The organism is Pontibacter sp. GD13 (assembly GCF_058216355.1).
In genome coordinates this window covers 722,308-744,554 of record NZ_JBYZMQ010000001.1, presented here as the reverse complement: position 1 = coordinate 744,554, position 22,247 = coordinate 722,308, and the positions used below count along the sequence as shown (strand labels likewise).

The window sequence follows — 22,247 nt, the reverse complement described above, 5'->3', positions numbered from 1 at the left end:
ATGAATCAGTTTGCTCTATTCGGATATTCAGGTCATGCCTTTGTTATAGCAGATGCCATCAAAATGATGGGAGATGACATGATAGGATATTACGATAGAGCAGAAGCCAAAGTAAATCCATTTAATTTGGAGTACTTAGGAGACGAAAAAGATGAGATCTCATTAGCAAAAATTAAAGATTTTGGAGCAAGTTTTTTTGTATGTATTGGTGATAATTCCATAAGAAAGAAGTTGATTATGCAACTCACTGAAAAAGAATTTACCACAACTTCTGTTATTCATCCCACTTCCATTACATCTATTTTAGCTACAATAGGAGCTGGAAGTTTTGTGGCCGCTGGAGCAATTATAAATCCCTTGGCTAAGGTAGGAGTTGGTGCAATCATTAATACAGGTGCAATTGTTGAACATGAATGTCGCATAGGTGACTATGTACACATTGCCCCGGGTGCTGTGCTTGCAGGAAATGTGAAGGTAGGTGAAGGAAGTTTTGTCGGGGCAAATGCTGTTATAAAGCAGGGGGTAAGAATTGGTAAAAATACTATAGTGGGTGCAGGGGCAGTTGTTTTAAAGGATGTGCCTGATAACTTGGTATGGGCAGGAAATCCTGCCATAGATTTAAGAAAATGAACAAAACTATCATTATAGCTGAAGCAGGGGTTAATCATAACGGAGACATTACTTTAGCAAAGCAGCTTATAGATGTTGCAGCTGATGCTGGTGTTGATTATGTGAAATTTCAGACTTTTAAAGCTGACAAGCTTGTCAGCAAATCAGCTAAGCAGGCAGAGTACCAAAAAAATAATCTGGGGAATAATGGTGAAGACTCTCAGTATACCATGCTGAAGAAGCTGGAGCTTTCAGAGGACATGCATAAGGTACTGTTGGATTATGCTAATCAAAAAGGAGTCAAATTTTTATCTACTGGTTTTGATGAAGAAAGCGTTGATTTCCTAGAAAGCCTAGGTATAGAACTTTTCAAGATTCCTTCTGGAGAATTAACAAATTACCCATACCTCAAACACATTGCTCCTAAAGGAAAACCTATTGTAATCTCAACCGGGATGGCATCCTTAGGTGAGATTGAAGATGCATTGAATGTATTGAGGGAAGGAGGAGCAAAATTAAAAGATATTACTGTTCTGCACTGTAATACGGATTACCCTACAAAGTATGAGGATGTAAATTTAGGTGCTATGCTAACTATACAGCAGGCATTTAAAATAGACATTGGATACTCGGACCATACTCTAGGTATAGAGGTGCCGATAGCTGCTGTTGCACTTGGGGCGAAAGTCATTGAAAAACATTTCACACTTGATCGGAACATGCCGGGACCGGATCATAAAGCTTCTCTGGAACCGGCTGAGCTAATTGCTATGGTCTCTGCTATCAGGAATATTGAAAATGCGCTGAGTGGTGATGGACGGAAAGAACCTACTAAGTCCGAATTGATTAATAAAAGTGTTGCCCGTAAAAGTATCCATTTGAAAGATGCAATTTCTTATGGAGAGCCGATTGAAGCATCAAAATTTGAAATGAAAAGACCTGGAGATGGTATTTCTCCGATGGATTTGCCCAAAATAGTTGGACGTAAATTGAATTCTGACCTGGAGGCCGGAGTTAAGTTAGAATGGAAACATCTTCAGTAATGCGTATAGGAATTCTCACTAGTTCTCGCGCTGACTATGGCATATACAAGCCACTATTGAAGGCTCTGCAGGAAGATCCTGAATTTGAATTAAGTATCATTGCATTTGGTACTCATTTGTCTCCTTTTCACGGATATACTGTAGATAATATTGCTGCAGATGGGTATAATGTTGATTATAAAGTAAATTCTTTACTCATTAACGATGACAAGAATGCTGTGTCTACAGCATGTGCTTTGACTTCCTTAAAATTTGCTGATTTTTGGGAACAGCATTCAAATGATTTCGACCTAGTATTCTGTCTGGGTGATAGATTTGAAATGTTCGGCGCAGTTGCAGCAGGTATACCTTATCAGGTAAACTTTGCTCACTTGCATGGTGGTGAAACCACACTAGGCGCGATAGACAATGTCTATAGGCACGCAATTACTCTCGCGTCTACACTTCACTTTGTTTCTCGGGATGAATTTGCAAATAGAGTTTCTGAAATTAAGGGGAATAGTGATAACATATATGTGACAGGGGCCTTAAGCTTAGATAACCTGAAGGATATTCAGTTCCTTACTAAAGAAGAATTTAGGCAGAAGTGGCATATTAACCTGAATATTCCTACGGTTTTAGTAACTGTTCATCCAGAGACTGTAACCCCAGAATTGAACATTCAGCACCTTCGTGAAACGTTAGAAGCTTTACATTTTATAGCAAATGATTATCAGGTGGTAATAACGATGCCAAACGCAGATACAAGTGGAAACGTTTTCCGGGAAGGGTTTATAGCTCTTAAGTCCGAACTAAGAAATAAGCTTCATTTAATAGAGAATTTTGGCACGCAGAGTTATTTTACCTGCATGCTTTATTCGAAGCTATTATTGGGAAATACTTCAAGTGGTATCATTGAGGCAGCTTCATTTAATAAATATGTCTTGAATCTAGGAGATAGGCAGAAGGGGCGGGCAGCAGGAGATAATGTAATTCATGTGCCATTTGTCGCAAGTAAGATTAAAGAGGCATGGAATCAAGTAAAGCTCCGAGGAGATTATAAAGGAGTAAATCCTTATTTCAAAAATGGTGCTGCTCAAAATATAATTAATGTCATAAAGAAGTAAAACTGTGATAAACTTTAGGAAACATCTTATTCGAAGCAATTCGCCAATTAAAGCTGCTTTAGCGCGACTGGACGAACTGGCTGCTGATGCGATACTGTTTGTCGTTGATAGTGATGAAAGATTATTGGGGTCCTTAACAGATGGGGATATTCGAAGAGGATTTCTAAAGGAGCTCGCATTGGATGATGTTGTAGATAAGTTTTTACAGCCAAATCCCAAGTTTTTGCAAAAAGGGGCATATACCATGGATGAGGTTATAAGCTACCGGGCTAAAAATTTTAAAGTTATACCAGTTCTCTGCAAAGAAGGTAAAATTGTTAATATCATAAACTTCAGATTTTTAAAGTCATATCTTCCTATAGATGCTGTCCTAATGGCAGGAGGTAGGGGAGAGCGGCTACGTCCACTTACTGACAATATCCCAAAACCATTGCTCAAAATTGGTGATAAGCCAATCATTGAGCACAACGTCGATCGCTTGATCAGTTTTGGTATTGACGATTTATGGATATCTGTCAGATATTTAGGAGAACAATTGGAAGCTTACTTTGAAGATGGTAATTCGAAGAATGTAAATATTAAGTATGTCTGGGAAAATGAACCATTAGGAACCTTAGGAGCCGTAGGTAAAGTACATGATTTTCAGCATGATTATATTTTGGTTTCTAACTCTGATCTGCTTACTAACCTTGACTACGAAGATTTCTTCTTAGACTTCCAGAAGAATGACGCAGCTCTGTCGGTTGTTACCATTCCTTACACTGTAAATGTACCTTATGCTGTGCTGGAGACTGAGAATAATAGTATTAAGAGTTTTAAAGAAAAGCCTACCTATACTTATTATTCGAACGGTGGTATCTATCTTCTAAAGAAAGAAGTGCTACAGTATATCCCAAGCAATAGTTTTTATAATACCACTGACTTGATGGAGCTTTTGATCTCTGAAGGATTTAAAGTAACATCTTATCCGTTAAGAGGCTACTGGTTAGATATAGGCCAGCATGAGGACTTTAAGAAAGCGCAGGAAGATGTACATTATATTAAATTCTAGATGAAAATATTAGTTACAATTTGTGCTAGAGGGGGATCTAAGGGAATACCTGGCAAAAATATAAAAGAGTTAAATGGATTACCTCTTATTGTGTATACAATAAATGTTGCAAAAGAATTTGCTGAAAAATACGCTGCAGATATATCCCTCAGTACTGATAGTGAGTCTATTAAAGCACAAGCTGCAGAATATGGGTTAAAGACTTCTTATATTAGACCAGAAAAATTAGCTTCTGATACAGCGGGTAAGATAGATGCCATTCATGATCTCTTAAATTACGAAGAAAATAATAGAGACAAAGAGTATGATTTCATTATAGATCTTGATGTGACATCACCAATGAGAACACTTCAAGATTTGGAAGAAGCTTTATTTAAAATACAATCTCATCCTGATGCGTTAAATTTATTTTCAGTTAGTCCTGCAAATCGAAATCCATATTTCAATATGGTAGAAGAACAAGGAAATGGATATGTGCAAGTAGTTAAAAATTCAGTAGAAATTAAATCTCGGCAGTCTGCACCTCCAGTTTATGACATGAATGCTTCATTTTATATATTCAGGAAAAAGTTTTTTGAGAAGGGCTGTAGGATCAGTACTACTGACCGTTCTCTTGCTTATGTAATGAAGCATATGTGCTTCGACCTGGACCACCCTATTGATTTCACAATCATGGAGATAATGATGAGGGAAGGATTACTGGATTTTGAACTATGAAAGTCTTAATTATAGGTCTGGGGTCGATTGCTCAGAAGCATGTAAGTGCATTGCGTCAAATAAAGCCAGATGTAGAACTAATTGCACTACGCACTGGAGAAATGAAGCCGAGTTTGCAAGGTATATCAAATATTTATCATTTAAACGAAATGAGTGATGATGTTGCATTTGCCATCATTTCAAACCCAACGAGTAAGCATTTAGAAACTATAAAAGAACTTACTACTCTCAAAATTCCTTTGTTTATTGAAAAACCTCCATTAGCTACTTTAGAAGGAGCTAGCGAGGTTATTGAGTACTTAGAGAAAGAAAAGATCATTACTTATACTGCCTTCAATTTTAGGTTCCATCCTGTTTTGCAATGGATAAAGGAAAATATTAAGCATAAAAGAGTACTCGAAGTACAAGCATACTGTGGATCATATTTGCCAGCTTGGAGACCTAATGTAGATTATAGAAACGTGTACAGCTCTAAGAAAGAACTTGGGGGGGGAGTACATTTAGATTTAATTCATGAGTTAGATTACATTATCTGGCTTTTCGGTATGCCATTATCTATTTATGGTCACTCATCAAAGGTGTCTGATCTTGAGATTGATTCTCCAGACGTAGCCCATTATTGGCTTCAGTATGCATCAATGAATGCCAGTATTATTTTGAACTATTATAGGAAGGACTCTAAAAGAAGCCTGGAGGTAGTGCTTAATGATGTAACCTGGTCTGTAGATTTAATTAATTATAGGATAACTGACTCGCTTGGGAAAGTCTTGTTCGAAGCAGTTCCTGATGTGCTTAAGACATATGTTTCTCAGATGAGATATTTTATTTCTTGTTTACAGACAGGGAAAAAACCTATGAATGACTTGTCAGAGTCTATTGAGACGTTAAGGTTATGTTTAGCTGTAGAGAATTAACAGATGTTGTTGAAAGATAAAGTTATACTTGTTACTGGTGGTAGTGGTTTACTTGGTAAAGAATTTATCAAAGTTTTTAGGGAAAAAGGAGCCATTGCCTTGAATCTAGATGTTAGTGTTAGTACTGATTTTGCTCAAGAAAAGGTTTTCTGCGATGTCACAAATGATACCAGTATTTATGAAGCTATTGACTCTGTTCTGGAGAAGTATCACAAAATAGATGGGTTAGTAAATAATGCTTATCCACGAACAAAAGACTGGGGTGCACCATTTGAGGAAATAACTACAGAATCTTGGAGACAAAATATTGATTTGCAGTTGAATAGCTATTTTGTGATTACTCAGGCAGTTCTTAAACAAATGAAACAAAATAAGGCAGGGAGTATTGTAAACATTGCCTCTATTTATGGTATTGTAGGAAATGATTTTACCATTTATGAAGGAACTGCCATTAATCCTCCCGCGGCATACTCTGCCATTAAAGGTGGTTTAGTTAACTTCACCAGGTATCTTGCTTCTTTGTACGGTCAGCATGGAATAAGAGTTAACTGTGTGTCTCCAGGAGGAATATTATATCAGCAGCCTGAACCGTTTATAAGTGCATATGAAAAGAAGGTCCCAATGAGGCGAATGGGTAATCCAGATGATATTGCACCGGCAGTTTCTTTTCTTCTGTCTGATGAGGCTAAATACATAACAGGTCATAATTTAGTTGTAGATGGTGGCTGGACTGCTATATAGTTTAGATGAGTTATTTTTCTAGAGATGCAAAACATCATAAATGAGACCTCAACTAAAATAGCTATTTTTGCAGAGTGATAAAATTGTGAAGTGAATAAAATAAAAAAAATATTACGGAATAGTTTCCAAAATTTCTGGTACTTCTATTCATACTTAAAAGCTAGAATTTTTCTTGCTTTTACACTGAGTTTGTTGGTTGGCGTATTAGATGGCTTAGGATTAGCTATGTTCTTACCTTTACTGCAAATGGTAGGTAACAATGATGTTGTAGCTACGGATCAAATGGGGAATATGGCTTTCTTAGTTGAAGGTCTTCAATATATAGGACTTAAACTTGACCTTACAAGCATTCTATTAGTAATATTAGTTTTTTTCGCCCTCAAAGGGGGAATGAAGTTTTTAGAGGGGTATAATAGAGTGATTTTAGAACAAAAGTTTATTCGACAAATCCGCTTTTCAAATATAAATCTGTTATCAAATTACCGATTTGAATCTTTTGTTACTAGTGATTCTGGTAGAATTCAAAATACTTTTAGTGGCGAAGTTGAAAAGCTATTACAAGCATATAGATATTATTTTACATCCACACAATATGGAGTATTAGTAATTGTATATATCATTCTTGCTTTTTTTGCAAATCCACAATTTGCTGTATTAGTTGCAGTAGGTGGAGGTCTTACTAACTATGCATTGAAGCGGGCTTATAAGCTAACGAAAAGTTTATCTAAAGAATTGACTTTGGAAATGCATGAATTTCAAGGGCTTCTGATACAGAAAGTAGCGAATTTTAAATATCTTAAAGCTTCTGGTTTGATCTATGAATTTGGTAATAAATTAAAGAATTCAATATTATCTATTGAAAAGCATCAAAGAAGACTTGGAGTTCTTTCTATTTTTTTAATTGCTGTTAGAGAGCCAACAATAATACTCGTGGTGGTCACCGTGATCATTATCCACACTAAAATTTTCAATCAAGATTTGGGTCTTGTAATATTAAGTTTGCTGTTTCTGTACAGGTCTCTTTCTTATCTAATGTTCATGCAGAATTTTTGGAATAACTTTTTGTCTGTTTCAGGTTCCTTAGAGAATATGACTGATTTTACAAAAGAATTATCTGAAAATCAACAACATTATGGGAGCATTAAAATAGACCATTTTGAAGATTCATTATTGTTGAAAGGCTTAAATTTTTCATTTGGAACAAAACCAATTTTAGAGAATATAAACATAGAAATTAAAAGGAATGAAACATTAGCATTGGTTGGAGAAAGTGGTTCGGGTAAAACTACGTTAATGAATATCATTTGTGGATTACTACCTGCAAAAGAGGGAGGCTATTACATTGACAGAATAGAATCTAAGCAAATTGATTTTAAGTCATTTCAGAGGAAAATTGGTTACATTACACAAGAGGCAGTTATCTTCAATGATACTCTATTTAACAATGTAACTTTTTGGGGTGCTCATTCAGAGGAGAATTTAGCTCGTTATAAAGTAGCTATTGAAATGGCTGCGTTAACTGACTTTATAAAAACTTTACCTGACCATGAAAATACACTTCTTGGGAATAACGGTATAATGATAAGCGGAGGACAGAAACAAAGAATATCAATTGCAAGGGAGCTATATAAAGAAGCTGAAATATTATGCATGGATGAAGCAAGCTCTGCTCTAGATTCGGAGACTGAATGGGCCATACAAGAAAACATAGAAAAGCTTCGGGGTAAAATAACAATTATAATAATTGCACACCGTCTATCTACCGTTAAAAACGCAGATAAGATAGTTTATCTTAAGGATGGTAAAGTTGAAAATGTTGGAACATTCAATGACTTAAAATTAAAGTCAGTTGACTTTAAGAGAATGGCTGAACTGCAAGAGTTTTAATTTTATAGTTCAACAGCATATTTAATTTCCTGAACTTCCTTGTAAAAGGTATGTACCAGGGACAATGTAATAAGGAAGTAATTTAATTTCATGGATACTAAGGATAAAGTGTTAATCTTTTCTCCTTTTAATTTTTCACCAAAGTTTCTAGGGCCAAACCTTGAACTTTTGCAAAAAGAAATTGATAAAGGAAATACTGTTTACTTCTTGAGCAACAACAAGACATTTAAAACATGTGGGTTCAATCCCTATGGTTTAAAATATATGTGTGAGATATGTGTGCTCAGGCAAAGTAATATAAATAATCTTATAAGAGGGGAGTTTGAAAATTTAATACTTAAGGATGTAATCAATGAGTCAGATCGAAAGTTTGCTGAAAGAGTGCTTAATGATGTATCCTTTATAACAAACGATCTTGTAGTAGAGAACTTTGAGCTCGGACAGTCAGTTTATTCTTCTTTTATTTCAAAAACAAGGAAAAGGAATTTTGAGAATGTAGAAGATCAAGCTATACTCAAACAGTTAGCTTTCCAGTCGTTAATTATTTATAATGCTTTAAGAAGGTTTATTAAAGATAACAGTGTTAATAAACTTTTACTTTTTAATGGACGATGGGATTACTATAGGGCTGCATTTGCCGCAGCACATATAGAAAATATAAAAATTTCTGTATTTGAAAGTTTGCGAACTGGTGGCTATTATGAAGAATATGGAGATTCATTACCTCATAATATTGAGCTAAGGGAGCAACAAATAAATCAACATTGGGAGTCAGAAAAAGATAATGGGAAAAAGGAAAAAATAGCTTTTGATTTCTACTCAAGGAAAAGGCATGGAGAGGCTATTGTAGATAGATCTTATACGACTCTTCAGAAGAAAGGAAAGTTACCTAACTACTTTGATAAAGATAAAAAGCTTGTCGTACTTTATAACAGTTCTGATGATGAATTTGCAGCTATAGGCAAAGCATTTAGTAACCCTATTTTCAATGATCAGACAGAAGGAATTCTTTATATAGCTGATTTAGTTTCAAAGAGAAAGGATTACCAATTGGCTATTCGCATGCACCCTAATCTAAAGGGACTTAATAGAGACTTTTTAGATCCTATTTATGAACTTGAAAATAAATTTAATAATGTATTTATAGTACGACCTGAAGAGGATATAGATACGTATGCTCTGATGGATGCTGCATCGAAAGTCGTGACTTTTGGTAGTACTATAGGATTGGAGGCTTCATACTGGGGAAAACCGGTTATACTTGTAGGAAAAGGCTACTACTACTATTCAGATGTTGCACATGTGCCAAATTCTAAGGACTCTGTTTCAGATTTGTTGTTCAAATCACTTAAACCTAAAAATAAAGTAAACGCGGAAAAACATGCTTACTATTATATAACGGGAGGAATTGAATCTAAATACTATTCTTCGGATGTAAGAGGGAATCATACATTTAGAGGTGATGCCATAGATAGTTTTACTCTTCCTTTCAAAGTCTATTATAAAACTCTAAAGTTACTAAAAATCAAAAATTGATTACATAATAAATGCTATTGCTTTCTAACTATTAGTATAGTAGGTCTTTTAACTATGTATTACTAGTAAACTACAAAAAGTTGAAAAATAAAACGGCTTTATTTATAGTACCTAGAGCAAGTACTGCATGGCGTGGTAATGAAGCTGGTTGGATTACGACATCAGGGTGGGCATCAGCTGGAAAACAGTTATGGGGAGATGCACAAGTTGTAACGACGGATGGCGTTTTTACTCCAGAAGACTCTATGCTTTTCCCTAGAGGTACAAAGGTTTCAACCCGCCCTATTCAAAAGCTCAAATTAGTACGTAAAATCATTCCAGAGTTCGTTATTACTGCTTATAAGGATTGGAAATTAAGCAAAAGTAAACCAGTCACCTGGCCTATAGAAAGCTCCGATATATTTAATAAAGATATTCAACTTGTGTGGGAGAGGCACGACCTGTTTCCTGGCCCTGGTAGGAGATTTGCAGATAAATTAAGTGTGCCATTGGTAATTTCAGTTGAGGCTGCAGCTGTTTGGGAGGCGCGGAAGTGGGGAGTTAAGCGCCCTCTATGGGGAAACTTGCTCGAGAAATATGTAGAAGCAGCTTCATTAAAAAAAGCGGACTTAGTATCTTGTGTTTCAGAGGAGGTAAGAGATAAAGTAATACAGATGGGGGTAAGCGCTAATAAAGTGATAGTCTCACATAATAGGGTTGATTCCTCTGTATTCAACCCTGGTATAGAAGGAAGTAAAATTAAAAGAAAATACCAGCTAGAGGGTAAGAAAGTAATTGGTTGGACTGGTAGTTTTAGGAGCTTTCATGGTTTAGATACTGTTGTGTTGGCATTTAAAAAAGTAAGTGAGAAACACGATGATGCAGTCCTGATGCTGGTAGGTGATGGATTAGAGTTTGATAAAACGCAAAAGCTAGCAGAAGACTTAGGCATCCTAGGAAAAGTAATTTTTACTGGTAAAAGGCCATTTACAGAAATACCACAATATTTAGCAAATTTTCATATAGCTTTAGTTAGTGCTAATTCTTCTGAAGGGTTTCATTACTCTCCATTAAAGTTAAGAGAATACCTTGCAGTTGGTAAAGCTGTTATTGCTCCTGAGGCTGGTAATCTGCCAGTTATTTTTATAGATGAAAATGATCTGCTTTTTTATGAAGCAGGTAACGCTAATAATTTAGCTGAAAAAATGAATATGCTATTAGACAATGAGGAGCTTCATCAAAAATTAGTTTGCAATGCAATAAGTTTCTTTGAAAAAGAAGGAACATGGTTGCATGAAATGAAAATCGTTTGTGATAAGCTGAGTATCCCTTATTAAATTTTGCACATTGAAAGTCATACAACTGGTACAAAAGCCTCAACTCAGAGGCGCAGAAATGTTTGCGTCCCAACTTTCTAATCATTTGCAGAAATCAGGTGTTGATGTACATCTGATTTCTGTATTTAAAGGTGCTGCAGATTTACCCTTCAGCGGTAAAACCAGTCACTTAAAGAGACCTCTGAACAAACGCTTGTGGGATTTTAGAGCCTGGAAAGATTTCGCAGATTTGATAAAGAGCGAAAAACCGGATTTAATCCAGGTGAATGCTGGTGACACTTTAAAGTTTGCCATATTAAGCAAGCTGTTTTATAGATGGGAAATCCCTGTTGTATTTAGGAATGCTAACAAGATGGGTGATTTCATAAATACAAAACCAAAGTATTTGCTAAATCGGTTTTTTGTAAATCAAGTGAAGGCTGTTGTTTCAGTGAGTCAACTTTGTGAAGAGGACTTTATCCATACATTCAGTTTCCCGGCCTCAAGGATTAAAACAATTTCTATTGGTGTGGAGGAGCAGGAAATATCCTCCGAGCCACCAGCTGATCTGCAATCAATCTATAAAAAGTACAGAGTTCTGGTAAATATCGGAAGCCTGGTGCCTGAGAAGAATCATGAGGCACTTCTTAATATCTTTGATGCTGTAGCCCAGAATGATCCATCCGTATTCTTGATTATTATTGGCGACGGTCGGATGCGGGCAGAATTGGAGAACAAAGCTGCCGGTCTCTATTGTAAGGATCGTGTTTTATTTGCCGGCTATCGTAATGATGTGCTGCAGGTATTAAAACATGCTACCGCTTTTCTGATGCCAAGCTTAATTGAAGGATTACCAGGTGTGATATTAGAGGCAATGTATTGTCAGACGCCGGTGGTTGCTAATAATGTAGGGGGGATAAGTGAAGTGGTTAATGATACAACAGGGTGGTTAATTGAGAAGGGAGATAAAACTGGTTTCATTCATGCAGTTAATGAAGTGTTGGTTGGTGGGCAGAAAGTAGATCAGAAAGTAGCAAATGCTCATCATTTAGTTATCGGTGAATATATGAATTCACAAATTGCAGCTAGATTCAAGGAAGCATATGAGCAAGTTATTTATGGTAAATATTTTCATAGTTAATAACCCACCTCTAACCCCTCCGAGGAGGGGAGTCTCAAGGTTAATGAAAAAAATAATTCGTGTTAGAGCATAAAATTAAGGTCCTGCACCTGATCAAATCCTTAGGGAGAGGTGGCGCTGAAATGCTGTTGCCGGAAACCTTAAAAGTTCATGATCGGGAGCAATTTGACTTCCATTTTGCTTATTTCCTACCTTGGAAAGACCAGATGGTGCCTGCCATTGAAGCGCTGGGAGCTAAGGCTGTTTGCTTCAAGGCAAATAACAACCTGCAGATGTTTCAGCGAGTAGGGGAGATCAGTCGCTATGTGGAGGAACATAAAATAGATGTGATCCATAGCCACCTTCCCTGGGCCGGGGTAATTGCAAGGCTGGTAGGAAAGAAGATGGGTGTACCTATCGTCTATACCGAACACAATAAATGGGAGCGTTATAATAAGATCACGTACTGGCTGAACAAGCTCAGCTTTGGCTGGCAGGATGCTGCTGTAGCAGTGTCGGATGATGTGCAGCAGTCTATTCGAAAAAATGCCGGCGCTAATTTCAGTGAACTTGAGTTGTCTGTTGTAAAAGGGGCCATGATTGACGGGAAACGACAGAAGCCTTACTTGCTCAACATTCTCAATGGGGTGAATACGGCACATTTTGTGCGGGATGAGCAGGCGGGTCTACAAATACGGCAGGAACTAGGTATACCGGCTAACGCCCCTGTCATTGGTACGGTGTCTGTATTCCGCTTTCAGAAGCGCCTGGATGTATGGATGGAGATTGCTGCAGAGATTTTGAAAAAAATACCAGAAGCGCATTTCATTATTGTTGGAGATGGACCGCTTAAAGAAGAACTGCTGGCAAAAAGAAAGTCACTGGGCATAGAGGAGCGCTTGCACATGCCAGGCCTCAAAACAGATGTAAAGCCCTACTTCAGCGCCATGGACATTTACATGATGTCCTCGATCTTTGAAGGACTGCCAATCGCTTTACTGGAAGCCATGAGTTGTGGGTGCGCTGTGATCAGTACAAAAGCCGGCGGTGTAGAGGAGGTAGTGGAAGATGGTAAGTCTGGTTTGCTCTGTGAAGTAGATAATTATATGAAACTGACTGATTTGGGCGCGGAGTTGTTCAATGACCCCGAGCGTCTAAAAAAGATAGCCGCAGGTGCCAGAACCAGGGTTGTGCAGGATTTCAGTATAAATAAGATGGCAAGCCAACTGGAACAGTTATATTTGTTCTTGAACGAGGAAAGAGGGTAAGCCGGGCCCAACCACCCCTAACCCCTCCTTGTCTAAGGCGGGGAATCTTCTCTTACTGTAGTACTGTACTAGTTTTGAATGTTTGCCTATCGTTTACACTTGTATTAACTTAACTATTATCGAGAAAATAGCTCAGAGTAATTAAAACTCCCCGCCTTAGACAAGGAGGGGTTAGGGGTGGTTGGAATACATAAATACTATGCAAATAAGAAAAGGAACTGAAGCGGATATACCAGCTATTGTTGATTTACTGAAGTCATCTTTAGGAGAAGGGTTGATAGAGAAGTCGGAGCATTTGTGGAAGTGGAAGCATGTGGAGAATCCACACGGAGCTTCTCCTGTATTAGTTGCAGAAGATGAAGGTAAGGTGGTAGGGGTGAGGGCTTTTTTACAATGGCAGTGGCATTATAATGGAAAATTGATAAAGGCTGTTCGTGCGGTAGATACAGCTACTCATCCGGACTTTCAAGGTAAAGGCATTTTTAAAAGACTAACCTTGCAAGGGATTGAAGATGCAAAAGTAGCGGGAACAAGTATTGTGTATAATACTCCCAATCAAAGCAGCATGCCAGGATATTTGAAAATGGGATGGGTTGAGCAAGGCAGGATGCCCCTAAAGCTTAAACTTAATCCATTTGCATACAAAAGTACCGTTAAACATACTACACCTGATCAGGATTGGACTAAACTCCTGAGTTTCATGCCCCTTGTAGTTAATCCCGTATCAAAATCAAAAAGTTTACATACGATATTAACGCCAGCTTATATTTCCTGGCGTTATCAGAATAACCCTTTATTTGATTACTATTACCTGTCTGATTATAGATCCTACATTTTATTTTATAGACTTAAAGTACATTCTTTTGGTACAGAGTTACGAGTAGTAGATCTGTTTGTAAATGAGAATGCCTTTAACGAATTGTCGCGAAAGCAATTAAGGCAATCATTTAAAGAGGCATCAAAATCATCGTTCCTTGTGTCAACTTCCGGCAGCCATTTCAATTTAGCTTCCAATTTTTATCCTGAAATGGGTCTTATCCCGGTTGTGGATAAAGGGCCAATTGTTACGCTTCGAAACCTTTTGTTGCCAGAGGATGATTTTGAGACATTAGTAAAGCAACAGAACTGGGGCTATTCATTAGGGGATATGGAATTATTTTAAGCAAATGCTAGGTGCACTCATTTTACTGGTAGTATTATACCTGGTCAACCAGCCTATCCTGAGGCTCTTTAAAAAAACACATCCTTATTTGTCTATTAGTTTGATGAATAAGTTGTACTTCTTTCATGTGCTGTTCTGGTTGATATACTACCTGTATGCTACCTTTAATGCATCCGATTCAAAAGCCTATTATGAACGTACTTCCGGTGGTTATGATTCATGGTTGGGAATTTACCAGACAGGGACAAAATTCATTGATTTTGTTGCCTACCCCTTTACTCATTCCTTAGGCTTTTCATATGAAGCCTCCATGTTTTTGTTTGCCTGGTTCGGCTACGTGGGCTTCTTATACTTTTACCTGTTCTTCAAAGAGAACATCAAAATAAAATTAAAGCTATGGAATATTGAGATCATCACACTCATAATATTCCTGCCTAACATGCATTTCTGGACGGCATCTCTTGGTAAAGGCTCACTAATTTTTCTGGGTATTGGGATGTTTACTTATGCCATGCGCATACCTCAGAAAAGGATTTTAACTTTATTAGCAGGGGCCTTGATCGTGTTCAATATCAGGCCACACATGTTTCTGTTTTTAGGTCTTGGAGCTGTATTAGGTTATTTTACTGGGAAAGAAAAAGTACCCATGTATCAGAAGATACTTGTGTATGTAGCTTTTATTGGAGCAATTGCTCTTTTCTATGATCAGATACTAGCGGTTGCAAATATTAATGAGCAGGAGGTATTCAGCAGCTTTGATGAGTTTGCAACAGATCGTGCTGCAAGTTTAAGTGAGTCCGGTTCAGGAGTAGACATGAACAGTTACCCACTACCTTTAAAACTTTTTACTTTCTGGTACAGACCACTTTTTATCGATGCTCCAGGTGCATTAGGTCTTTACATTTCGTTGGAAAACTTATTTTATCTCTTTCTTACTTTTAAGCTGTGGGATAAGGATTTCTTTAAGTTCCTGAAAACTTCTACTTCATTAGTGAAGATGAGCCTGGTTATCTTTTTAACTTCCTCAATAGCCCTATCTTTTGTGATGTCTAACCTGGGAATTGCCACCAGGCAGAAAAGTATGGTCATGTACTTCCTCTTCTTTGTGATCATTTCTTTCCTGGATTTTAAAAAGCGGAAGCTACTCTTTAAGCGCCAGAAATTAATAGAGCAACAGCAAACACTAAGTATGCAGCAACAATAGCATGAAAAACATACCTGTATTTACCATTTCCCTGGACTTTGAACTATATTGGGGTATTTTTGATAAAGTCCCGCTGCATGAGAGGCGGACTTATTTTCAAAATACACGTCATGTGATTCCGGAAATGCTCAGCGTGTTTGCGAAGCAGGGTGTTCATGTAACCTGGGCTACAGTTGGAATGCTTTTTACTGAAAACTGGGAGGAATGGGAGCAGTATATACCGAACAAACAACCTGGATATTCTAATATTAATTTATCTGCTTATAAGCTGAAGGAAAGGTTCTCGGGTATAGTAGCCAATGATCCTTTCTTTTTTGCCCCGGAGTTGATAGAGCAGATTAAAAACACTCCCTACCAGGAGTTAGGAACACATACCTTCAGCCATTATTATTGCCAGGAAACCGGACAAACGATAGAGCAGTTCAGGAATGATCTGCAAGCTGCTAAAAAAATAGCGGCAAAACATGGTGCTGTTTTACGTTCACTGGTATTCCCCCGGAATCAATATAATGAATCGTATCTGAAAGTTTGTTTTGAAGAAGGTATAACAACGGTACGATCTAACCCGAAAGACTGGTTTTGGGAACAGACTGTGGTAGATAAGCTATCAAAAAAAATATTCCGTACCGGCGATGGTTATGTGCCATTGGGTAAAAGAACATCATATAAATTGTCTTCATTAGAAATGAAAGATGGGATGCCGCTTTCTTTGCCGGCGAGTCGCTTGCTAAGACCAGTGCACGCGGATAACAAATTCTTAAATGAACTGCGGTTAAGCAGAGTGTTAAAGGAAATGTCCGTTGCTGCCAAGAAGAGGGAATGTTATCACCTGTGGTGGCATCCGCACAATTTTGGAGATAATCCAGTTCAAAGTATGGCAGACCTGTCCGTTATACTCGATCATTTTAAGATACTGGAAAAAAAGCATGGTATGGTGAGTATGAGTATGGGAGAAGTTTACGAACACTTGAAGAATAGCGAGGCATAATGGCAGTTCTTTTCCGTATCACAACCGTTCCTATTTCCCTGCAAAAATTAATAACAGGCCAGTTGCCTTTTATGAAACAGAATGGTTTTGAGCCACTTATGATTTCTGCCGAAGGAGAATTGGTAGAACAGGTAGTGGTTGAGCAGGAGTGCGCCCACGTTCCTTTAGCCATGACACGCAAGATCACGCCGCTGGCTGATCTTAAAGCTTTATGGGATTTCTACAAACTTTGTAAAAAGTATCGACCAGCCATTATCCATTCGCATACTCCAAAAGCAGGTATTATTGGTATGCTAGGGGGAAAATTGGCCGGTGCCCCGGTTCGGTTACATACTGTGGCCGGTCTGCCCTTAATGGAAGCGACAGGTTCGAGAAGAAGCGTTTTAAATGCAGTTGAAAAGCTAACGTATGCCTGTGCAACTAAAGTATATCCCAATTCTACGGTGCTCAAAGAATTTATTCTGGAGAGCAGGTTCTGTAAACCGGATAAAGTGAAAGTGATCGGAAACGGTAGTAGTAACGGTATCAATACGAGTTATTTCAGCATAGATGCAGTCGATCCGGAAGCTGTGCAACAGCTAAAACACGAGCTTGGTATAAATGAAAAGGATTTCCTGTTTATTTTCATTGGCAGGATAGTTAAAGATAAAGGGATACAGGAGTTAGTAAGTGCTTTTACTGCTTTGCAAAAGCAGAACGCTTTTATAAAGCTACTGTTTGTAGGCCCTCTGGAACAGGACCTGGATCCCCTGCAGGATAGTACCTTACAGGAAATTGAGCATAATCCAGAAATACTATCCGTTGGCTACCAGAACGAGGTACGTCCTTACCTGGCAATTAGTAATGCTCTGGCCTTTCCGTCTTACCGGGAAGGTTTCCCGAATGTACCCATGCAAGCAGGTTGCTTCGATCTTCCGAGTATTGTGACGGATATCAATGGCTGTAATGAGATTGTGGTAGATGGCGAGAATGGTTTGATAATTCCTCCTAAGTCTGTGGATGCTTTACAGGAGGCTATGGAACGGTTGCTTGTAGATAAGGACTTGTATGCGCATTTAAAAGCAAATGCCCGACGGATGATTGTGGAGCGGTATGAGCAGACGCATTTTTGGGGACTGCTTTTAGAGGAGTATCGGGAGGCGTTGAAAATGTAAGAGTTCCCTCGCCCCTTGGGAGAGAGGGCTGGGGAGAGGAGAATTTTCCTAAAGTTGGCACCACAAAACCCTCCTCCCGACCTCCTCCCAAAGGGAGGAGGAGAAAAAATGCTCATTTCTTCTCGAACATATCCGTAAATTTGCTCTCGCAATAAAATAAACCAACGCGTTGTACAGGATTTTCTTCAAACGATTTATTGATTTTACCCTCAGTTTGATTGGACTCATACTGCTCTTTCCGGTATTCCTGTGCTGCACGGCTTTACTTGCTATTGCTAACCAAGGAAAGCCCTTCTTCTTTCAACAGCGTCCGGGAAAAGATGGACGAGTTTTCCGGATCATCAAGTTCAAGACGATGAATGATAGGAGGGATGCCAGTGGACATTTGTTACCTGATGCGGACCGTTTGACTACTGTTGGCAGCTTTGTAAGGAAGACCTCTTTGGATGAAATACCACAATTACTAAATGTCATAAAAGGAGATATGAGCCTGATCGGTCCGAGGCCATTGTTGGTAGAATATTTACCTTTGTACTCTCCGCTGCAGGCGAAGCGGCATGAGGTTAGACCAGGCATTACGGGTTGGGCGCAGGTGAATGGCCGTAATGCTATTTCCTGGGAGCAGAAGTTCAGTTATGATGTGTGGTACGTGGAGCATTTGAGCTTCAGGCTTGATGCGAAGATACTCTGGATGACTGTAGCCAAAGTGTTTAAGAGCGAGGGGATCTCGCAGGAGGGTAACGTGACGATGCCGAAGTTTACAGGGACGAAGTAAGAAAGTCCCCCTTTGAAGGGGGTAGGGGGATGATTACACCTGCGAAGGAAAATCTTATGGAGCAGAATAACCATTACAATAAGCGGCTAAAATCTTTCGCCAAAACCCTGAGATCAGAGTCTACAAAGGCTGAAGTCAGGCTTTGGTGTGAGTTGCTAAGCAAAGGTAAAACAGGATACACATTTCTTCGGCAACGACCAATTGATAATTATATTGCTGATTTCATGTGTCGGGAACTGAAGCTGATAATAGAAGTTGACGGTTATTCTCATAAATTTAAATCACAAGAAGACGAAGAAAGAGATAAAGTGTTAGCAGATCTGGGGTTTACTTCACTTAGGTTTTCCGATGAAGAAGTTATGAAGGGTTTACCCAATGTGCAGCGAGTAGTTGAAGCTTTTATTGCTGGCTCACTTAACTCGCAAGTGTAATCATCCCCCTACCCCCTTCCAAGGGGGACAAAAGTAAAATAAAACTACAGTATAGAAATCAAATAGACATGATCATTTACGGCGCAAGTGGACATGGAAAAGTAATTGCTGAGATTCTGGAGCGGAGTGCTGTGGAGAATATTATTTTTGTGGATGATAAGCCAATAACGAGTACTTTTCTGGATTATCCACTTTTTCATACCTCAAAGCTTCCGGAGCTGGATGAACAGCAGATGATCATAGCTGTCGGTAATAACCGAACCCGACGCACCTTGGTGAACGCACTCGATCATAAAATGGGCTTGGCCGTTCATCCTTCCGCCCAAATCAGCAAGCGCTGTAAAATGGGTGAAGGAACAGTGGTAATGGCTGGGGTAACCGTGAATTCAGACAGCACGATAGGCAAGCATGTTATTCTGAACACAAACTGCTCCATTGACCACGATTGCATACTAGCGAATTATGTGCATATCTCACCAAATGTTGCGCTTGCCGGTAATGTAAAGGTGGATGAGGGAGCTCATGTTGGTATTGGCAGTAGCGTGATACAGGGCATTCGTATTGGGAAATTTGCCACGATAGGTGCAGGGGCTGTTGTTATTGCAGATGTACCGGATTATGCCGTTGTGGTTGGGGTGCCTGGCAAAATTATAAAGTATACTAATCCATCAGATTCAGTTTAGATGATGCAAGATAAAATATGGCTTTCTTCCCCACACATGGGCGAGAACGAGTTCAAGTATGTAAAAGAGGCTTTCGACACCAACTGGATTGCGCCGCTTGGTCCGCATGTAGATGGTTTTGAGCGTGATATAGCAGGCTATTTGGGAGGCAACGTGCATGTTGCGGCACTAAGTTCAGGTACAGCAGCCTTGCACCTGGCATTGATTATGCTGGGCGTTCAGGCTGGGGATGAGGTGATTTGCCAGACCATGACTTTTTCGGCAACTGCTAACCCCATTGCCTACCAGGGAGCTACACCGATATTTGTAGACAGTGAACCCCGTACCTGGAATATGTCGCCTGCGTTTTTAGAGAAGGCTATCAAAGACAGGATCAGTAAAGGCAAAAAGCCAAAAGCGATTATCGTAGTACATCTGTATGGCATGCCAGCTGAGATGGATGAGATCATGGCAATAGCAGATAAGTATGCCATACCTGTGGTAGAAGATGCCGCGGAAGCTTTGGGTTCCTCTTACAAAGGACAGCCTTTGGGTACCTTCGGGGCTATGAGCATACTGTCGTTTAACGGAAACAAGATCATTACCACGTCTGGGGGCGGAGCTTTGGTGTCGGCTAAAGAGGACTGGATCAAGCAAGCCCGTTTCCTGGCAACACAGGCACGCGATGCAGCGCCACATTACCAGCACTCACAAATTGGCTATAACTACCGCATGAGCAATATTTGTGCGGGCATCGGCCGTGGACAAATGGAAGTGTTACCGAGCCGAGTAGAGCAGCGCAGAGCTAACTATGCATTTTATAAGCAGGCTTTCGCAGATTTTAAGGAGATTCAATTCTGCGAAGAGCCGAATGCTGATTTCTATAGTAACCGTTGGTTGAGTACAATATTGGTGCACGAAGATGAGAATAACGGCATCAGTCGTGAAGACATCAGGCTGGCTCTAGAGAAGCAAAATATCGAGTCGCGCCCTTTATGGAAACCCATGCACTTACAGCCCGTGTTTGCAGGCAGCCCTTTTTATGGGGATGGCACTAGTGAGCAGCTCTTCGAGAAAGGACTTTGCCTGCCTTCCGGCTCTAATCTTACGGAGCAGGATCTTGAAAGAGTAGTGAAAGGGATTGAGGCTGTATTGGCGGTAGATTAGGTGTGTTTTTCTCATCCTCCTTTTGGGAGGAGGTCGGGAGGAGGGTTTTTGCGGAGGCTATTAAAGGAAGGAAATTTCCAGGCATTTGCCGCCAGTTTGAGCGGAGCGGTAACTGGTGATTAGAAATAGGGCCAGTTTGTAAAGGCGGAAATATGGTTATGGAACACGCCTTTACAAACGGGCCTCATGATAAGCAATAAGTTGCGCTACGCTAAACTTGCGGCATGTTATTTTGGAATACTTACCCCTCACCCCAGCCCTCTCCCCATTGGGGCGAGGGAGCTTTTACTCATAAACAGGGCATTCTATTTTTCCTCTTCTGCCTTTTCCTCTTCTGAAACTTGGGCCTCCGTTGCCCTCTTTCCTGGCAAAACTATAGCTTAGCCCAAGTGAAGCAACATAGTAGGAGTCATTTTTGCTCGGATCCCCTGATTTGCTAAAGCCATCCAAATAATCAGTTGAGGTAATGCGATGCATAAGTTCGGCATGGGCAGAAATTCTTTCGGAGAGATGGTGCCGTAGCCCTAATCCGACCAAAACAACCGGAATGCGTGTTGGAAGCGTTTGGGGAATGTCTTCTTCAAGTCCCAAGGTATAAGGGTGAGTAGGGCCGTATTCATTTTGAGAAAAGTCTCTTTGGATATCTAAAAAAGAGTATCCTACTCCTCCCATTATATAGGGGAATAAATTAGGGCTACGGTCTTTGCTGCCCCTTCCAAGAATATCCCATACTAAAAGGCCTGATATTTCAGTAACAGGTGAGTTAAAATTAAATCCGCGTGAAAAAATAGGGTTAGGGTACTTCTTGTCATCGCCTTCTAACTTGCCTTTAGCAAAATTAGCGCGGAGGGAAAGAAAGTCGTTAAACCTGAAGCTGCCAAAGGCTCCAAAGCCCAGTTTAGCGGTTTTGCGAGAGCCAAATTTATAAGTGGTCAGGTCGCCGTGGTATACGAACGAACTAACCTGCGCGCCAATTTCGAATCGGGGAGGGAGGTCTTGCGCCGCTGCTACCAAGGTGAGCCCCAGGCAAAGGCAGATCATACATATTACCTTTTTATATAGTAATCTCATTTTATTGTGTTCAGTTTTTAAATATTTATTGTCGCTATGAATACTACCTATTCATTTGCTTTATCAAATGTTGGACCAGCTATACCTGATCAGTGGTTCTTCATTAGGTTAAGAAGTAAACTCTCTTTACATTAATCAATCTGTTTTGATATAAAGCAGAAGTTCTTTTCTATAAGTAATTTAGTGCAAAAAACTCCATCCAATAAAGGGGTTATTTATTATTTACGTATTTATAACGAAAAAAAATACGTGTCATTATACTGTCAGAAATCATCCCTATACTTAAAGAAAAGGCAAAGAGTTTGTTACACAAATGATATCAACTAAATAATATATTCAGTCCTTA

The 22,247-nt window shown here is 39.2% G+C and carries 21 protein-coding genes; 20 read left to right on the top strand and 1 reads right to left on the bottom strand.

Translation table 11 applies throughout. The annotated features are described in order from the left end of the window. From AC4BAN_RS03010 to AC4BAN_RS02915, 20 genes are all read left to right on the top strand, one after another. Complete coding sequence (locus AC4BAN_RS03010; protein ID WP_490562877.1) at nucleotides 1–630, top strand: acetyltransferase; 630 nt, start codon at nucleotides 1–3, stop codon at nucleotides 628–630. Continuing rightward, on the top strand, nucleotides 627–1,652 hold the full coding sequence (gene neuB, locus AC4BAN_RS03005) for an N-acetylneuraminate synthase (RefSeq protein ID WP_490562876.1): 1,026 nt from the start codon (nucleotides 627–629) through the stop codon (nucleotides 1,650–1,652). The genes AC4BAN_RS03010 and neuB overlap by 4 nt, the downstream gene beginning before the upstream one ends. Then, a complete protein-coding gene (gene neuC / locus AC4BAN_RS03000) occupies nucleotides 1,634–2,758 on the top strand; it encodes a UDP-N-acetylglucosamine 2-epimerase (RefSeq protein WP_490562875.1) in 1,125 nt (374 codons plus the stop codon). Before neuB ends, neuC begins: the two co-directional genes overlap by 19 nt. 4 nt (nucleotides 2,759–2,762) lie before the next feature. Continuing rightward, nucleotides 2,763–3,809: a nucleotidyltransferase family protein gene (locus AC4BAN_RS02995; RefSeq protein WP_490562874.1), complete on the top strand. Its 1,047-nt coding sequence runs from the start codon at nucleotides 2,763–2,765 to the stop codon at nucleotides 3,807–3,809. Next, nucleotides 3,810–4,526 carry an acylneuraminate cytidylyltransferase family protein gene (locus tag AC4BAN_RS02990; RefSeq protein ID WP_490562873.1) on the top strand — a complete coding sequence of 239 codons (717 nt, stop codon included), beginning with the start codon at nucleotides 3,810–3,812 and terminating at the stop codon, nucleotides 4,524–4,526. It begins immediately after the preceding gene. Further along, nucleotides 4,523–5,440, top strand: coding sequence for a Gfo/Idh/MocA family protein (locus tag AC4BAN_RS02985; protein ID WP_490562872.1), 918 nt, complete (start codon nucleotides 4,523–4,525; stop codon nucleotides 5,438–5,440). The genes AC4BAN_RS02990 and AC4BAN_RS02985 overlap by 4 nt, the downstream gene beginning before the upstream one ends. 3 nt (nucleotides 5,441–5,443) lie before the next feature. Further along, a complete protein-coding gene (locus tag AC4BAN_RS02980; RefSeq protein ID WP_490562871.1) occupies nucleotides 5,444–6,181 on the top strand; it encodes an SDR family oxidoreductase in 738 nt (245 codons plus the stop codon). Nucleotides 6,182–6,271: 90 nt separating this feature from the next. Next, a complete protein-coding gene (locus AC4BAN_RS02975; protein ID WP_490562870.1) occupies nucleotides 6,272–8,068 on the top strand; it encodes an ABC transporter ATP-binding protein in 1,797 nt (598 codons plus the stop codon). Between the two features lie 90 nt (nucleotides 8,069–8,158). Continuing rightward, nucleotides 8,159–9,604, top strand: a complete 1,446-nt coding sequence (locus AC4BAN_RS02970) for a capsular polysaccharide export protein, LipB/KpsS family (protein ID WP_490562869.1) — start codon at nucleotides 8,159–8,161, stop codon at nucleotides 9,602–9,604. 80 nt (nucleotides 9,605–9,684) lie between these two features. Further along, a complete protein-coding gene (locus AC4BAN_RS02965) occupies nucleotides 9,685–10,920 on the top strand; it encodes a glycosyltransferase (RefSeq protein ID WP_490562868.1) in 1,236 nt (411 codons plus the stop codon). A gap of 10 nt (nucleotides 10,921–10,930) precedes the next feature. After that, a complete protein-coding gene (locus AC4BAN_RS02960; protein ID WP_490562867.1) occupies nucleotides 10,931–12,040 on the top strand; it encodes a glycosyltransferase in 1,110 nt (369 codons plus the stop codon). A gap of 59 nt (nucleotides 12,041–12,099) precedes the next feature. Beyond that, the gene (locus tag AC4BAN_RS02955) at nucleotides 12,100–13,287 is read left to right on the top strand and encodes a glycosyltransferase (protein WP_490562866.1); all 1,188 of its coding nucleotides are present in this window, start codon (nucleotides 12,100–12,102) and stop codon (nucleotides 13,285–13,287) included. Nucleotides 13,288–13,486: 199 nt separating this feature from the next. Next, nucleotides 13,487–14,449 carry a GNAT family N-acetyltransferase gene (locus AC4BAN_RS02950; protein WP_490562865.1) on the top strand — a complete coding sequence of 321 codons (963 nt, stop codon included), beginning with the start codon at nucleotides 13,487–13,489 and terminating at the stop codon, nucleotides 14,447–14,449. A gap of 139 nt (nucleotides 14,450–14,588) precedes the next feature. Beyond that, entirely contained in the window at nucleotides 14,589–15,653 is a 1,065-nt protein-coding gene (locus AC4BAN_RS02945; RefSeq protein WP_490562864.1) for a hypothetical protein, read from the top strand. A gap of 1 nt (nucleotide 15,654) precedes the next feature. Then, entirely contained in the window at nucleotides 15,655–16,641 is a 987-nt protein-coding gene (locus tag AC4BAN_RS02940; RefSeq protein WP_490562863.1) for a polysaccharide deacetylase family protein, read from the top strand. Next, nucleotides 16,641–17,795, top strand: a complete 1,155-nt coding sequence (locus AC4BAN_RS02935; protein WP_490562862.1) for a glycosyltransferase family 4 protein — start codon at nucleotides 16,641–16,643, stop codon at nucleotides 17,793–17,795. Before AC4BAN_RS02940 ends, AC4BAN_RS02935 begins: the two co-directional genes overlap by 1 nt. A 169-nt stretch (nucleotides 17,796–17,964) precedes the next feature. Further along, nucleotides 17,965–18,570 (top strand): sugar transferase, encoded by a 606-nt coding sequence (locus AC4BAN_RS02930; RefSeq protein ID WP_490562861.1) that lies wholly within the window; start codon nucleotides 17,965–17,967, stop codon nucleotides 18,568–18,570. 56 nt (nucleotides 18,571–18,626) lie between these two features. Beyond that, complete coding sequence (locus AC4BAN_RS02925; protein ID WP_490562860.1) at nucleotides 18,627–19,001, top strand: endonuclease domain-containing protein; 375 nt, start codon at nucleotides 18,627–18,629, stop codon at nucleotides 18,999–19,001. A 68-nt stretch (nucleotides 19,002–19,069) separates the two neighbouring features. Then, nucleotides 19,070–19,684, top strand: coding sequence for an acetyltransferase (locus AC4BAN_RS02920; RefSeq protein ID WP_490562859.1), 615 nt, complete (start codon nucleotides 19,070–19,072; stop codon nucleotides 19,682–19,684). Between the two features lie 3 nt (nucleotides 19,685–19,687). After that, complete coding sequence (locus AC4BAN_RS02915; protein WP_490562989.1) at nucleotides 19,688–20,830, top strand: DegT/DnrJ/EryC1/StrS family aminotransferase; 1,143 nt, start codon at nucleotides 19,688–19,690, stop codon at nucleotides 20,828–20,830. A 285-nt stretch (nucleotides 20,831–21,115) separates the two neighbouring features. Here the strand turns inward: AC4BAN_RS02915 and AC4BAN_RS02910 are convergent, their stop codons facing one another. Then, nucleotides 21,116–21,871: a DUF6089 family protein gene (locus tag AC4BAN_RS02910; protein WP_490562988.1), complete on the bottom strand. Its 756-nt coding sequence runs from the start codon at nucleotides 21,869–21,871 to the stop codon at nucleotides 21,116–21,118. Nucleotides 21,872–22,247: the final 376 nt, after the last annotated feature.

Excerpts from the sequence above, each read along its gene's own strand:
- AC4BAN_RS03010 (WP_490562877.1), top strand. The coding sequence starts at position 1 with ATGAATCAGTTTGCTCTATTCGGATATTCAGGTCATGCCTTTGTTATA.
- neuB (WP_490562876.1), top strand. The coding sequence starts at position 627 with ATGAACAAAACTATCATTATAGCTGAAGCAGGGGTTAATCATAACGGA.
- neuC (WP_490562875.1), top strand. The coding sequence starts at position 1,634 with ATGGAAACATCTTCAGTAATGCGTATAGGAATTCTCACTAGTTCTCGC.
- AC4BAN_RS02990 (WP_490562873.1), top strand. The coding sequence starts at position 3,810 with ATGAAAATATTAGTTACAATTTGTGCTAGAGGGGGATCTAAGGGAATA.
- AC4BAN_RS02985 (WP_490562872.1), top strand. The coding sequence starts at position 4,523 with ATGAAAGTCTTAATTATAGGTCTGGGGTCGATTGCTCAGAAGCATGTA.
- AC4BAN_RS02980 (WP_490562871.1), top strand. The coding sequence starts at position 5,444 with ATGTTGTTGAAAGATAAAGTTATACTTGTTACTGGTGGTAGTGGTTTA.
- AC4BAN_RS02970 (WP_490562869.1), top strand. The coding sequence starts at position 8,159 with ATGGATACTAAGGATAAAGTGTTAATCTTTTCTCCTTTTAATTTTTCA.
- AC4BAN_RS02950 (WP_490562865.1), top strand. The coding sequence starts at position 13,487 with ATGCAAATAAGAAAAGGAACTGAAGCGGATATACCAGCTATTGTTGAT.
- AC4BAN_RS02940 (WP_490562863.1), top strand. The coding sequence starts at position 15,655 with ATGAAAAACATACCTGTATTTACCATTTCCCTGGACTTTGAACTATAT.
- AC4BAN_RS02935 (WP_490562862.1), top strand. The coding sequence starts at position 16,641 with ATGGCAGTTCTTTTCCGTATCACAACCGTTCCTATTTCCCTGCAAAAA.
- AC4BAN_RS02925 (WP_490562860.1), top strand. The coding sequence starts at position 18,627 with ATGGAGCAGAATAACCATTACAATAAGCGGCTAAAATCTTTCGCCAAA.
- AC4BAN_RS02920 (WP_490562859.1), top strand. The coding sequence starts at position 19,070 with ATGATCATTTACGGCGCAAGTGGACATGGAAAAGTAATTGCTGAGATT.
- AC4BAN_RS02915 (WP_490562989.1), top strand. The coding sequence starts at position 19,688 with ATGCAAGATAAAATATGGCTTTCTTCCCCACACATGGGCGAGAACGAG.
- AC4BAN_RS02910 (WP_490562988.1), bottom strand. The coding sequence starts at position 21,871 with ATGATCTGCCTTTGCCTGGGGCTCACCTTGGTAGCAGCGGCGCAAGAC.